Genomic DNA, 14,147 nt, shown 5'->3' with positions numbered 1-14,147 from the left:
CGTAAAGGAAACTGCAGAATATGTCTCTGATTTCACTAGAACATGTGTCGAAGATCTATCCTAAGGGTACGAGCCCTGCTTTGGACGATATTTCTTTAGACGTTAATCGTGGCGACTTCGTGTTTCTTGTTGGAGCGTCTGGATCTGGTAAAACAACTCTTCTAAGCTTGCTGCTGCGCGAAGAGGAGGCCACTAAGGGCGAGATTCACGTTGCTGGTAATGACTTGCGACGCTTAGTGAATCGTCAGGTTCCGCAGTATAGACGTACTCTCGGCTTTATTTTCCAGGATTATAAACTGTTGAATAATAAAACCGTGTACCAGAACGTGGCTTTTGCACTAGAAGTTATTGGTACGAGTCGTTCTACTATTAAGTCGCTTGTTCCGCGTGTGCTTGAAACGGTTGGCTTAACGGGTAAAGAAAATAATTATCCTCATGAGCTTTCGGGTGGTGAAGCTCAGCGTGTTGCCATTGCGCGCGCGTACGTGAATCATCCGCAAATTCTTCTCGCCGACGAGCCTACTGGTAATTTGGATCCAACTACTTCGCTTGGCATTATGGAAGTTTTGGACGCCATTAATCGTACGGGCACTACAATTGTTATGGCTACGCATAATGAGGAAATTGTTAACTCAATGCGCAAGCGAGTTGTGGAGCTTCATGCTGGAAAAATTGTGCGAGACGAGCGTGAAGGCTCTTATGATTCTGCGCTTTACTTCCCAGATGCAGATGTTGAGCAAAAGTCGAAAGCTCAGCAGTCAGTTGAAGGCGATTCAGGTGTTCGTACTGTGGCAGATTCTGGCTCTGATCACACTAGTTTTAACTCGTCTTCTGAAGATCCTAAAAATTACAGATTCATGTCTAAACGCGCAAAGCGTGCAGCTCAAGCAAAGCAGGCTATGGATGCTGTTGCGCAAACTTTGCAAAATGGTTCTGAAGATAATGAGGGCATTGCTCGACTTGCGCAATCTGTTCATTCAGGCAGAACGGGTAGATATGGTGAAGTTTTTCAGCCTTTAGAAACAACTATGACTTGGGGGCGTGGTCTTTCGATTCCACCAGCTCCTCCTGTACAAAAGTCGAATGATGCTGAAGATATGAAGAATTCAGATTTTGCAGATTCTGACGATTCTTTGGATTCCGGCGATTCTTTGGATTTAAGTGAGAACCAAAAAGATAAGAATAATGCAGAAAATATTGTCGAAAACGATATTGAAAATTCTGGCGATAATTCTGGCGAAAACGTCGGCAATACAAGCGAGAATCCAAGCGAAACTGACGATTATATTGAATCTAAAGAATCCGATGAAAAAAGTAAATCTGAAGCCAGTAAAAGCGAAAATCTTAAGAACGAAGGAGACGAGTGATGCGATTGCGGTTCATATTCTCAGAAACGTGGATTAGCTTGCGCAGAAACGTTTCTATGATTGTTTCGGTAATGCTCGTTACATTCATATCGTTCTTGTTTATAGGCGCATCTGTTCTTATGCAAGCGCAAATCACAAAAGCCAAAGGCGATTGGTATGACAAGGTAGAAGTTGTAGCATGGCTTTGCCCAGACGGTACAAGTCAGTCAGCATCCTGTGCTTCTGGAAAAGCTCCTACTAAAGAAGAAATTGTAAAATTGGAGAACATTATTAACCAAGAGTTAGGTGATGATGTTTCGAATATCACTTATGTTAGTAGAAGCGAATTTTACAAGAATACTTTTCTTAAGCAATATCCTAATGGCTTATATCAGGGGCGTACTTTAACAGCTGCTGATATGCAAGATTCTTTGCGACTAAAGCTTACAAATCCAACCAAATATCAGGTTGTTTCAGAAGTTCTTTCTGGCAGAAATGGTGTTGAGGAAGTAGTAGACCAAAGACAAATTTTTGACCCAGTGTTTAGCGTTTTGAATCATGCTACGGCTGTGACTATTGTGCTTGCTGCAGTTATGGTTGTTGTTGCGATTATGCTAACCGGTACAACTATTCGTATGTCTGCAGCCTCTAGAAAACAAGAGACGGAGATTATGCGACTTGTGGGCGCGTCTAATTGGACAATTCGCATGCCATTTATTTTAGAAGGTGCTTTTGCGTCCCTTATGGGATCCCTACTATCTGGGTGTGCACTAAGCGTTGTTGTTAAAGTGTTTATTACAGATTGGCTTGCACAAAACGTTCGTTGGATGCCATTTGTAAATCAAACAACTGTTTGGATGACAGTTCCAGTGCTGGTTCTTGGAGCTGTGCTACTTTCAATAGTCGCCTCCGCGGCTGCACTCAGAAGATATCTTCAAGCGTAAATATAAAAGCAAAATTTAAATTATCAATAAATTATGAACATTAAAAAATCATAAATAAAAAATCATAAATAAAAAAATTTTATCGATAATAGAATTTTCAATGTATAATTCGCATTAGTTGTGTTTGAATTTTCTACTTGAAAGGGAAGTAAATATGGAAAGCAAGAAATGCCATGCAAAATATTGTAAGCGCACTGTTGCAAGCGCGATTGCAAGCAGCATTCTTATGCTTTCCGCTGGTATTACCTTATATGCTTACCAGCCACTACGCGCTGATGCCGTTACCATGCAAGATTACAACAGGAAAGTTCAAAGTAATGCTGCTCTTAAAAAGCGTCTTGCTGGAGTAAATAAACAGCTTGCTGATAAAATTCTAGAGCTTAATGATTTAAACGAGCATCAAATCCCTAATCAAGTCCGTGCTACTCAGCAAGCTCAGGAGCAAGCTCAACAAGCTATGAGTCTTGTTGAATCAACAAATCAGCGTTTGCAATCTGCACAAAAAGACAAACGCGATTTGGAAGAAAAAATCAAGCAGACTGGCGAAGATTTCGATGATGCAAAGGCTGCTGTAGCTCAACTTGCTCGCAAAAGTTTCCATGGCTCCAATGCTTCTAACGTAATGGCAATGGTGACTAACTCCACTACTACTGAGCAGTTTGTTGGAAAACTTCAATCAGAAGCTGCTGTTGCACGTAGCGAAGCAAATGCTGCAAATGATGCTGCTGTGACTTTGAATAATTCTATGAATAGACGTCAGCGCTTAGCTGCTATTGAAACAGAGATTCAAAAGTTAAAAGCAAAAGCTGATTCTGAGGCGCAAAGTGCCCAGGCTGCGGCTAAGGCTGCCAGTGAAAAGCAGCGTTCTCTTCAGTCTTTAAGAGATCAAGGAACTATTCTAAGAAAGCAGTTAGAGAGTCAAAAGAATAGTCTTACTTCTCAAGATGCTCGCGAAGCTGCTGAAATAATTGCTTTGAAGTCACAAATTGACGCTCAAGCTAGGGCTTTAGCTGCTACTGCTGCAGCTCGCATGAATCCTAATAATGGTAATCGTCAACAGCTTAGAGGCGGTGGCAGATGGAATACTCCTTCCTTGCCTGCACTACCGCTTTCTAATGGTGCCGCAAATGGTATGAATTACGCGGTTCCTGGGAATTGTCCTGCTGGTTCTGGCAATTGCTACGGGCATAATACTGGTAACACAGCTGGAGGTTCTGCCTATCCAGCTCGTCAATGCACACTTTGGGCGTATTTGCGCAGATCTCAGCTTGGTCTTCCAGTAGGATCCTTTATGGGCAACGGTGCTGATTGGGCGAATTCTGGGCGTAGACTTGGGTATTTGGTTAACCGCACTCCACACGTTGGCGCTGTTATGGTATTTGCTAGAGGAGCTGCTGGATCAGATCCTACATATGGACATGTTGCTGTTGTTGAACGCGTTAATTCGGACGGTTCGGTACTGATTTCCGAAGGTGGCGTTGGTTTCGCAACATTCCCGTCTTATAGGACTATTCGTAATGCTGGCAATTATGAGTATGTTCACTACTAAATTTTAATTTTTATGATTCTATTTAGGCTGGTGTAATTTGGATAAAAAACCTGGTTCAGATGGTACTTTAACTGTTGCAAGAAATAAAAAAGCAAATCACGACTATGCGATTGAAGATTGCTATGAAGCAGGTATTGCTCTTACTGGCACAGAGGTTAAGTCTTTGCGAGAAGGCCGCGCTTCTTTAGCTGAGGCGTTTGTGAATATTGATAGACGTGGTGAGATTTGGCTAGAAGGCGCAAATATTCCTGAATATTTAAATGGCACGTGGAATAATCATGCTCCTAAGCGCAAGCGTAAGTTGCTTCTTCATGCGATTCAAATTGCTAAACTTTCTAGGCAAATTGAAGCTAAAGGTTACACTATTGTGCCTTTGAGGATTTACTTTAAAGGCAGCTACGCTAAAGTTGAGATTGCTTTGGCGCGAGGCAAAAAAGAGTACGATAAGCGGCAGGCATTGCGAGAGGAACAAGATAAGCGCGAGGCATTGCGCGCTATGCGATACAAGAATATGCAATCTAGGTGATTTGCTGTTTGTGATTGTATTGCGACACGCCGTATATTATTCATTTTTACGAATAATATACGGTTTTTGATTTTGTAATTCGTTATTTTTTGCTGATTTTTAGCATATTCATGTATGGCAATTTATGAATATTCAGTTTTTGCATTTTAGTAATCGCAATTTAGTAGCGATATAGTGTATAGTTATGCACATCACTGTAAATTATAAGTTATTAGTTGTTTAAGACTGAAATATTGAACAGGAGAAGGAAATGCTTAAGTCGGATAAGATTTTTAAGTCAATTAAGCCTATTGCAGCAATTGCAACTCTTGCATTAATTGGATGCACTTGCGCGTGCGGTCCAGCTGATTCTAAAGCAGCAGATCCAGATGTGGCACGCAGCTACGATGTAAGCAAAGTTCAAAAAGATGAAGAGATTGCAAAACTCGTTCCAGAAAGCGTTGCAAAAACTGGCGAATTAACAGTTGGTGTAAACGTTAGCTATGCTCCAGCAGAGTTCTTCGCTGCAGATGGAAAAACACCAGTCGGCTACGAAATCGACTTCTCTAAAGCTTTAGCAAAATTGATGGGCTTAAAAGCGAAGATTATGCATGCTCAGTTTGATTCCATTATTCCAGCAATCGGAAGCAAGTATAACGTTGGAATCTCTGGTTTTACTGTAAACGCTGAACGTATGAAGTCCGTTGACTTCGTGACGTACGCAAACGCTGGCTTATCTTTTGAAGTTCGCAAAGGAAACCCAACTAAGGTAGATCCAAAGAATCTTTGCGGCAAAAAAGTTACATTAGAAACAGGCACTGTTGGCGAGCCAATTATGGAAGAAGCCAAAAAGCAGTGCAAGGCAAATAATGATAAGCCACTAGAAATCATGAGCTTTAAAGAGCAGACAGATGCTACTACAGCATTACTCTCTGGTCGTGCAGACGTTATGTATGCTGACACTCCTGTAGCTGGTTATGCTGCAATAAAGAACGATGGAAAGCTAGAGATTCTTGAAAGCAGCAATGATTCCGAGCCAATGGGAGCGGCGGTTAAAAAGGGCGACGCTAAGATGTTAAAGCTCATTAAGGCTGCAATAGATAAGCTTATGAAGAATGGCGTTTATAATGACATTCTAAAGAAGTGGGGTGTTGAAAACGTTGCCATTAAGGAAGCGCAAGTAAATCCAGAAGTTTGATCTTAAATTTGGCGTGCGTTTGTAGCTATTAGTATAGTGAAAATCGCACGCCTTATTTGTATTTAATATATTTGTGCATCGCAAGTGCGTTAATTGCTAGTTAATAATCCGCTAGTTATTATTCACATATGTGACAATTTAAAATGTTAATGGAGAAAATATGTTTAACAATGCGAGTAAGAAGCTTTCGCAAAACTCTGATGGTGATCGGATTCTACCAGTAAAGAACCCTGGACCGATTGTAGCTGGCGTAATAGTAGCAATAATCGCCTGCTCTTTGATTTATTCAATTATCACAAATCCGCGTTTTGAGTGGAATATTGTAGGCATTTATCTAATAAGCGACAATGTTCTTACAGGCATTGCTTGGACGCTAATACTCACATTCTTATCTATGATTATTGCAATTGTTCTTGCCATAGGATTAGCAATGATGCGTAAGTCTGTAAACCCTGTTCTTCGAGCCGTAAGCTGGTTCTTTATTTGGTTCTTTAGGGGTACACCAGTTTATACGCAGCTAGTATTTTGGGGAATGTTTGCTGTACTTGTTCCTAAATTGAGTATGGGCATTCCATTTACATCCGTTGAGTTTTTCTCCATTGATTCCAACGTTGTTATGACTTCTTTAAACGCTGCAGTTATTGGCTTGTCGCTTAATGAGGCTGCGTATTTGTCGGAGATTGTTCGTGCTGGTTTAGAAGCTGTTGATGCTGGTCAGGTTGAGGCAGCTCAAGCTCTTGGCATGGGCAGGTCTTTGACTATGCGCAGGGTTGTTTTGCCTCAGGCTATGCGCATTATCGTTCCACCTTTGGGCAATGAGACTATTGGTATGCTTAAAACTACGTCTTTGGTTTTAGCTGTGCCTTTTACCTTAGAGCTTCAGTTTGCCACAAATGCTGTAGCAAATCGTATTTATAAGCCAATTCCGTTGCTTATAGTTGCTAGCATTTGGTATTTAATTATTACGTCTATTTTGATGGTTTTTCAAGTTATGTTAGAAAAGCATTTTGGTAAAGGATTTGAAGCAAAAGACATTGTAAACAATGCTCAAATTAACTCTAATGCTGCAAAGCGTGGAGATAATGCGATTAAAGCGAATAGTGACGCTGTAAAAGGTCGCAATAATGCAACAATGTTAGGTTTTAACGCATAAACATATAACGCATAAACCGCGTAAAAATTACAAATTTTATATAATCGTAATTAGATTTGAGGAAAAATGACTGATATTTTAACGGTTGATACACAAAACCAAAATGGTACTAAAAGTGATACTCCAGCAGTAGTCATAAAAGATTTACACAAGTCCTTCGGCAATCTTCAAGTCCTTAAGGGAGTTGACATGACTGTTAATCCAGGAAGTGTAACAGTCATACTTGGTCCTTCTGGAAGTGGAAAATCAACCCTATTGCGATTGATAAATCAGCTAGAAAAAATTACGTCTGGTAAAATCACGATTTATGGCGAGCGCATTGGCGTAAAAACCGTTATACATAACGGTAAAGAAGCATTGCAAGCGTTAAACGACAATGAAATTGCAGCGCAACGCGCAAAGCTAGGCATGGTATTCCAACGTTTTAACTTATTCCCACATATGACTGCTATTGAAAACGTTATGGAAGCGCCAGTTCATGTTTTACACATGGACAAAACCGCTGCACGCGATTTAGCAATTAAAGAACTTGAACGTGTCGGAATGGCAGATAGATTAGACCATTATCCTTCTCAGCTTTCGGGCGGTCAGCAGCAGCGAGTTGCCATTGCGCGTGCGCTCGCAATGAAACCAGAAATAATGCTTTTTGACGAGCCTACGTCTGCATTAGACCCAGAACTAGTTGGGGAAGTGCTTAACGTTATGCGCGATTTAGCTAATGATGGAATGACAATGATTGTCGTAACTCACGAGATTGGCTTTGCTCGAGAAGTTGCAGATCAAGTTGTGTTCATGGACGGCGGAAAAGTTGTTGAATGTGGTACTTCAGGAATCATAGATTGCCCACAAACAGAAAGATTTAAAGATTTTCTACATCACGTTTTATAAGTGTTTTGCAAGTATTTTATATAAATATTTTGCAAGTATTTTTCGCGTATTTTAATAAGATTTTTGCATATTTTCGACATGTGTAGAAACACGCACGTTTTATAACGTACAATAGAAAATTATGTGTGGCATTGTAGGATATGCAGGTTTTGGCACAGTTTGCGCAAAGCCTTTAGAAGTTTGCTTAAATGGGTTAGAACGCTTAGAATATCGCGGATATGATTCATCTGGAGTAGCGCTTGCTGCTCCAGGAATGGATTCTATATGCGTACGCAAAAAAGCTGGTCGCTTAGCTGTTTTAAGAAAAGATATAGAAGCTAATCCAATGCCAGAAGCGAGCGTGGCAATCGGTCACACTCGATGGGCTACGAATGGCGCTCCTTGTGATTTAAACGCGCATCCGCATACTAGTGCAGACGGAAAAATCGCTCTTATTCATAACGGTATTATTGAAAACGCTATTAGCCTTAAAGAACAAATGCAAAAAGAAGGCATAGAGTTTTCGTCTCAAACAGATACGGAAGTTGCAGCAAAAGCGCTTGGAAAAATCGCGAATCAAATAATTGAAGAAACTGGTAAACCAGATCTTTTTGAAGCAATAAGACGAGTTGCAAAAATTCTTAAAGGAGCTTTTACTCTACTTGCAGTGGATGTTAGACAGCCTGGTATTGTTGCCGCTGTTCGTCACGATTCGCCGCTTGTAGTAGGTGTTTCAGATAATGAGTATTTCTTGGGCTCTGATGTTGCAGCTTTTGTTCAATACACAGATAAAGTGCTTGAAGTTGGTCAAGATCAAGCTGTTTTAATAGGTGATATAGAAGGAAACAAAAAAGCAGAGCTTCTTCTTACAGATTTTGACGGCAACGAGATTGAAAACCCTAGTTGTTTTACAGTAGACTGGGACGCTTCTGCGGTAGAAAAAGGCGGATGGGATTCCTTTATGGATAAGGAAATCCACGAAGATCCGCATGCTGTAGCTGATACTTTACGAGGACGATTTGACGCAAAAGGGAACATTATTCTTGACGAAGTTAGGATTAGTCAAGATATTTTGCGATCAATCGACAAGATAATAGTTGTGGCTTGTGGAACAGCAAGCTACGCTGGATTAGTTGCAAAATATGCGATCGAACATTGGGTGCGCGTGCCAGTAGAAGTGGAGTTGGCTCACGAATTTAGGTACAGGGACCCAATTTTAACGCATAGAACGCTTGTTGTCGCAATATCTCAATCTGGCGAAACAATGGACACGTTAATGGCGTTAAGGCACGCGCGCGAGCAGGGTAGCCGCGTGCTTGCAATATGCAACACTCAAGGCTCGAGTATTCCGCGAGAATCGGATGCTGTACTTTACACTCATGCTGGCCCAGAAATCGCAGTTGCTTCTACAAAAGCATTTGTTGCGCAAATCGTGGCAGCATACATGCTTGGGCTTTATTTGGCTCAAGTCAAGGGAACAATGTACAGGGATGAGATTCAGCAAATTGTGTCTCAGCTTAAAGAAATGCCAGATAAAATCCAAAACGTTTTAGATACGCAAGCTGATTCGATTATGCAAGCCGCAAAGAAAACAATAGACGCAAAATCGTTCCTGTTCCTTGGCAGGCATGTTGGCTACCCAGTTGCTTTAGAAGGCGCATTAAAGCTAAAAGAGATTGCGTACACGTTTACAGAAGGTTTTGCGGCAGGAGAATTAAAGCATGGCCCGATAGCTCTAGTAGACAAAGGCGAGCCAGTTGTTGTTATAGTGCCATCTTCTAGAGGCAGAGACGTTTTACACGCTAAAGTAATCTCGGGAATTGAAGAAGTTAAGGCTCGCGGAGCGTTTACGATTGCGGTTGCAGAAGATGGTGATCCAGACGCTGAGCGTTACGCAGATATTGTGTTCTGGCGCCCTAAATGCCCAACGTTGTTAAGTCCTTTAGTAGATGTTGTAGCATTACAACTTTTTGCTATGAATATGGCAAAGCTTAAAGGCTATGACGTTGATAAGCCTAGGAATCTTGCAAAATCTGTAACTGTAGAATAGCAGTGAATATTATGTGTGCAAGAAGCCCGCAGAAAAGTCGCAAGCAGAATTTTGGTTGTTTTGTTATGCGTAATATAAACCGTAATATAAACCGCGTTTTTGTTCGTAATATAAAGCGCGTAATTTCTGCGATTACATGCGTTTTTATTGTTGCTTTTTGTGCGTCATGCGGATCTGTTGATTCTAGAACAAAAATAACAGTATGGTCTTGGGAACCAAGCATGAAGCGGATTGCGGCAGATTTTGAGAAACGAAATCCAGATATTCGCGTTAGTGTTAAAGATACAAGCGGATACAACAATCTTAACAGCGCTATTCAAGACGGCTACGGTATGCCGGATGTCGCTCAGCTTGAATATCACGCTTTGCCACAATACGCGGTTAGCGGACAACTTTTGGATATTACAAATCGCGTTCAAGGAACTCAAACATTCTATACGCCAGGCACATGGTCTTCTGTTCAACTAGGAGGACGAGTTTATGGATTGCCAATGGATTCAGGTCCCTTAGCATGGTTTTATAATCAAGACGTATTCAACCAAGCAGGTGTGGATGCTACGCAAATTCACACCTGGAAGGATTATCTACATGCTGCAAGAAAATTAAAAAATATTGGCGTTTATATTGCTGCAGATTCTGGAGATGCTAGTTTTTATAACGCTATGATTTGGCTTGCAGGAGGAAGACCTTTTATAACTTCTCACGATGGTAAAACCGTTACAGTTCGCTTAAGTAAAGACAAAGGGACAAAAGACTTTACCAAATTCTGGCAGTCAATGATTGACGAAGATTTGGTTGATACAAGACTAACAACTTGGACTCCAGCTTGGAAAAATGCAGTCGGTTCTGGCAGTGTTGCATCTGTTTTTGCCGGAGCATGGATGACATCGCTTCTTATGCATGATATTCCAGGCGGAGCAGGATTGTGGCGTGTAGCGAGAGTTCCAACTATGAATGGAAACAATGATAATGCGCAAATGGGAGGATCTGCTCTAAGCGTCCTTCAGTCTAGTCGCAAGCCTGAAGCCGCGATGCGTTTTGTGAATTTTGTATGCCATGATCAGACTGGTATTAAAGAAAGAGTTTTATCTGGAGCATTCCCAGCAGACGTTGTGACTCTTAGAGACAAATCGTTTCTAAACAAAACAATGGTTCGTGATTCTCGCGGAATCGATGTGCCATATTTCGGAGGACAACAATTCAACCGTATTTTTGCAGATGCAGCAAATCATGTAGATACAGGCTACAAATATTTGCCGTTTGAAGTATATTCTCGTAGCGATTTTCGTTTCACAGTCGGTTTGGCCTATGATTGGAACAGAAAATCAAGAGCACGTTTAACAGTGCAGTCGATGATTGATGCAGGCATTAAACAAGACGATGGTAAGGATTTTCAACTTCCAGACGACCCTGGTCCTAAAATTAGTCTTAAAGATGGTATTAATCTTTGGAAAAAAGACTTGAAAGAATACGGGTATAATCAGGGTTTTGTTGTGCGCTAGACTTATGCACTTTAGGTCTGTAATCCAAAGGAAAAGTCGCTAGCAGCCGATCGTTCGTCTATAAATCTCGTACATTCCTTTAAAAATCAAATTTGAATCGTAATAATCAATAGAGTCAACGTCTTTTTCAAAAAGTCGCCCCAAGCCTCCTGTAGCAACAACCTTAAAAGGTTCATTTATCTCTATTTTGAACTGCTCAATTGTGCGCTCAATGCCCCCAAGGAAGCTGTAATACAATCCAGCTTGCATAGCAGGACGAGTTGATTTTGCAAGAACGGATTTAGGGCGAGAAATCTCAACTTCTGGAAGCTGAGCAGTATTATCCCATAGAGCTGCAGCCGCCGCACTAATTCCCGTGCAAATAAGTCCACAAGTAATTGCGCCGCTTTTATCAACATAGTTATAGGTGGTAGCCGTGCCAAAATCGATAACTAATACAGGCCCGCCGTATTCGTAAAACGCGCCAACGCAATCCGCTAAGCAATCAGCGCCCAAAGAGCGTGGCTCGTCAATGCGAATATTTACGCCAGTTTTTACGCCAGGGCCTACAATCATAGGGTCGATTTGCAAAAACTTAACAATGCTTGCGCGGAACGAGTGCATAACTTTTGGGACAACCGAAGCAACGATAACATCTTCAACATCGTTTACGCTAAAACCGCTAAGATTTAAGAATTGCGTAATCATAATGCCGTATTCGTCGGAAGTGTGATTTGCTTTTGTAGTCATTCTATACGTGCCAACAATCTTGCCGTTCTCCAAGAATCCAAGCACAATATTCGTGTTTCCAATATCGACTGCTAAAAGCATATTCGCCTCCGTTGTGTTTGTGTGTTGCCAAACTTAAGTATGCGCATCTTTAGAGCAATACTACATTAATGCTAGGTCCGTTGCGGGCTTTTACAAGCTTTCCTTACTTGGTGTTGCGCGAGGGCTGGCTAATTCTTGTCTCACAACGCTCTGCCTTTTGTGTGTTGGTTGTTGTTGCGGTTGTTCCGATTTGGTTTTGATTTTGTTTTTTGGGTTGAAGTTTGTTTGTAGTGGTGACTCATTGGATTATTTGGTATCGGCGCCGCTCTTATATTGTTCGACCAAGAATCACCCAGCCCTCTTACATGCTTGAACAATTACGTATTGCTTAGACACTGAGATTCTCGATTTTTTTCGCTCTCTCGGCGAGTCACAATCAAAGTGTAGCGGTGTAGAAGAGTAGGTGATAAAGTCGAAAACAATGGCAGCGAGGCTAGAAAGGAAATGTAAATGATAAATCGTCAAGCAATATTGCACCGACCACTTTCACAATATGCGTATTCTACGGCAGAATATTGTTTAACAATTCGCTTGCGTGCAGCAAAGAATAATCTTTGTTCATGCGTTTTGCATTACGGAAATCGCGTTGATTTGACTCCGTTAGATAAGTTCCGCACGCTGAAAATGGAAAAGATTGCGAGCGACGATTACTTTGACTACTATGAAGCAAATATAAGCAGCGATTTGGATAGAGTTTGTTATTACTTTGAGATGCAAGATGCGGATGAGCGCTTGTATCTGTACGCCGATACTATTGCGACTGATTTTCCAGAAGATCGTACAGAAGTCTACCAGTTCCCATTTATTCGCCGCGAGGAGATTAGCGACGTTCCCAATTGGCTTAAAGAGGCTGTTGTTTACAACATTTTCCCAGATAGTTTTGCAGATTCTAAGCGTGGCATAAGTTGCACAGCAAAAGATTATTTTGATGAGAAAACTGGTCAAACTTTGCACACTCGTTTGGGTGGAACAATTAGAGGCATAATAGAAAATCTTGATTATATTGAGGATTTGGGCTTTAATTGCCTGTATTTAAATCCTATTTTTAAAGCTGCAGAATACCACCGTTACGATCTTCTTGACTATTACCACGTTTGCCCTAATTTGGGAACGGATGACGATTTTAGGGAGCTTGTTAGCGAGGTTCATAATCGCGGCATGCACATAATTATTGACGGCGTTTTTAATCATTCTAGTTGGTATTTCTTCGCGTTTGACGATGTTGTTAAAAATGGTGAAAATTCGCGATACAAGGATTGGTTCTATGGATTAAAGTTCCCTGTTGTGCGCCCTCAAGATGGTCAGCGCCCAAACTATACGTGTTTTGCGTATGAGCGTAAAATGCCAAAGCTCAATACTTCTAATCCCGAAGTTCGCGACTATTTTATGGACGTTTGCCGCTATTGGCTTGAAGATTTTGATGTTGACGGTTGGCGTTTGGATGTTGCTAATGAGGTTGATAAAGACTTTTGGCGTGCCTTCCGCGCTGTTGCTAAAAAGACTAAAAAAGATAGTGTGCTAATTGCGGAGATTTGGGAGAATTCTGAGCGTTGGCTGCAAGGAGACATGTTTGACTCCACTATGAACTACGAATTCCGCAAAGTTTGCCGCGATTTCTTTGCTTTTGGCAAGATTAATGCGCGCGAGTTTAATAGTCGATTTGTAGATATGCTTTTAAGATACCCATTCCCGATTGTTCAAGGTCAATTGAATTTGCTTGATAGCCATGACGTTAGTCGCTTTAGAAGCTTGTGTACTCAAAGCTCTTCGGATGCTTGCGACTTTTCTACGGTAGATAAGCGATTCCGCTTGGCTGAGCTTTGTTTGCTTACATCTGTTGGAGCTCCAAGCGTGTTCTACGGTGATGAGCTTGGTGTAGTTGGTTTTGAAGAGTGTGATTATCGCGCACCTATGCCTTGGGAAAATCCTGTAAAGGATAATCGCGATTTGTTCCGCGAACTCATAAAATTACGTAGAAGCAACGATTGCTTTATTCATGGCAATTTTAGGGTTCTTGACTATGATGAGCGCGGAAAGTTTGTGTTTGCGCGAGCAACTGATTCTAAGCGCGTTGTTGTGGCTTTAAATGCGTTCAATGAATCTAATGATTCGTTTAGTGCTTTGCCTGATTGTGAGCCGATTATTAGCTACAATTATGATGCTCAAAATCATGCTCTTGGAGCCTTTGGATACGCGATTTTTGAGGTAAAATAGCGGTTTAAT

11 protein-coding genes are annotated in these 14,147 nt (G+C 41.3%); 10 read left to right on the top strand and 1 reads right to left on the bottom strand.

Annotated elements, in window-relative coordinates; all coding sequences use genetic code 11:
• The first annotated feature begins 20 nt into the window (after positions 1–20).
• The 9 genes from ftsE to ABVC65_RS05930 all read left to right on the top strand — a co-directional run bounded on the left by ftsE (position 21) and on the right by ABVC65_RS05930 (position 11,114).
• Entirely contained in the window at positions 21–1,367 is a 1,347-nt protein-coding gene (gene ftsE, locus ABVC65_RS05970; protein WP_353582833.1) for a cell division ATP-binding protein FtsE, read from the top strand.
• Positions 1,367–2,290, top strand: a complete 924-nt coding sequence (gene ftsX / locus ABVC65_RS05965) for a permease-like cell division protein FtsX (RefSeq protein ID WP_004120862.1) — start codon at positions 1,367–1,369, stop codon at positions 2,288–2,290. Before ftsE ends, ftsX begins: the two co-directional genes overlap by 1 nt.
• A gap of 154 nt (positions 2,291–2,444) precedes the next feature.
• The gene (locus ABVC65_RS05960) at positions 2,445–3,839 is read left to right on the top strand and encodes a CHAP domain-containing protein (RefSeq protein ID WP_116692020.1); all 1,395 of its coding nucleotides are present in this window, start codon (positions 2,445–2,447) and stop codon (positions 3,837–3,839) included.
• Positions 3,840–3,876: 37 nt separating this feature from the next.
• On the top strand, positions 3,877–4,365 hold the full coding sequence (gene smpB / locus ABVC65_RS05955) for an SsrA-binding protein SmpB (RefSeq protein ID WP_004113499.1): 489 nt from the start codon (positions 3,877–3,879) through the stop codon (positions 4,363–4,365).
• Between the two features lie 250 nt (positions 4,366–4,615).
• Positions 4,616–5,542, top strand: coding sequence for an ABC transporter substrate-binding protein (locus ABVC65_RS05950; RefSeq protein WP_004120854.1), 927 nt, complete (start codon positions 4,616–4,618; stop codon positions 5,540–5,542).
• 160 nt (positions 5,543–5,702) lie between these two features.
• Positions 5,703–6,695 carry an amino acid ABC transporter permease gene (locus ABVC65_RS05945; protein ID WP_004120851.1) on the top strand — a complete coding sequence of 331 codons (993 nt, stop codon included), beginning with the start codon at positions 5,703–5,705 and terminating at the stop codon, positions 6,693–6,695.
• A gap of 66 nt (positions 6,696–6,761) precedes the next feature.
• Positions 6,762–7,583 (top strand): amino acid ABC transporter ATP-binding protein, encoded by an 822-nt coding sequence (locus ABVC65_RS05940; RefSeq protein ID WP_004120849.1) that lies wholly within the window; start codon positions 6,762–6,764, stop codon positions 7,581–7,583.
• Positions 7,584–7,704: 121 nt separating this feature from the next.
• Positions 7,705–9,612 carry a glutamine--fructose-6-phosphate transaminase (isomerizing) gene (glmS, locus tag ABVC65_RS05935; protein WP_353582832.1) on the top strand — a complete coding sequence of 636 codons (1,908 nt, stop codon included), beginning with the start codon at positions 7,705–7,707 and terminating at the stop codon, positions 9,610–9,612.
• 11 nt (positions 9,613–9,623) lie between these two features.
• Positions 9,624–11,114, top strand: coding sequence for an ABC transporter substrate-binding protein (locus tag ABVC65_RS05930; protein ID WP_353582831.1), 1,491 nt, complete (start codon positions 9,624–9,626; stop codon positions 11,112–11,114).
• A 39-nt stretch (positions 11,115–11,153) separates the two neighbouring features.
• Here the strand turns inward: ABVC65_RS05930 and ABVC65_RS05925 are convergent, their stop codons facing one another.
• Positions 11,154–11,924, bottom strand: a complete 771-nt coding sequence (locus tag ABVC65_RS05925) for a type III pantothenate kinase (RefSeq protein WP_019261249.1) — start codon at positions 11,922–11,924, stop codon at positions 11,154–11,156.
• Between the two features lie 450 nt (positions 11,925–12,374).
• Here ABVC65_RS05925 and ABVC65_RS05920 point away from each other — a divergent pair, with 450 nt between their 5' ends.
• Positions 12,375–14,138 (top strand): glycoside hydrolase family 13 protein, encoded by a 1,764-nt coding sequence (locus tag ABVC65_RS05920; protein WP_353582830.1) that lies wholly within the window; start codon positions 12,375–12,377, stop codon positions 14,136–14,138.
• The last annotated feature ends 9 nt before the right edge of the window (positions 14,139–14,147 follow it).

Source organism: Gardnerella vaginalis, assembly GCF_040427915.1.
GTDB classification, from domain to species: Bacteria; Actinomycetota; Actinomycetes; order Actinomycetales; family Bifidobacteriaceae; genus Bifidobacterium; species Bifidobacterium vaginale_C.
This window is presented reverse-complemented; position numbering and strand designations above follow the sequence as displayed.

Coding starts and splice junctions, on each gene's coding strand:
- ftsE (WP_353582833.1), top strand. CDS start 21: ATGTCTCTGATTTCACTAGAACATGTGTCGAAGATCTATCCTAAGGGT.
- ftsX (WP_004120862.1), top strand. CDS start 1,367: ATGCGATTGCGGTTCATATTCTCAGAAACGTGGATTAGCTTGCGCAGA.
- ABVC65_RS05960 (WP_116692020.1), top strand. CDS start 2,445: ATGGAAAGCAAGAAATGCCATGCAAAATATTGTAAGCGCACTGTTGCA.
- ABVC65_RS05950 (WP_004120854.1), top strand. CDS start 4,616: ATGCTTAAGTCGGATAAGATTTTTAAGTCAATTAAGCCTATTGCAGCA.
- ABVC65_RS05945 (WP_004120851.1), top strand. CDS start 5,703: ATGTTTAACAATGCGAGTAAGAAGCTTTCGCAAAACTCTGATGGTGAT.
- ABVC65_RS05940 (WP_004120849.1), top strand. CDS start 6,762: ATGACTGATATTTTAACGGTTGATACACAAAACCAAAATGGTACTAAA.
- glmS (WP_353582832.1), top strand. CDS start 7,705: ATGTGTGGCATTGTAGGATATGCAGGTTTTGGCACAGTTTGCGCAAAG.
- ABVC65_RS05930 (WP_353582831.1), top strand. CDS start 9,624: ATGTGTGCAAGAAGCCCGCAGAAAAGTCGCAAGCAGAATTTTGGTTGT.
- ABVC65_RS05925 (WP_019261249.1), bottom strand. CDS start 11,924: ATGCTTTTAGCAGTCGATATTGGAAACACGAATATTGTGCTTGGATTC.
- ABVC65_RS05920 (WP_353582830.1), top strand. CDS start 12,375: ATGATAAATCGTCAAGCAATATTGCACCGACCACTTTCACAATATGCG.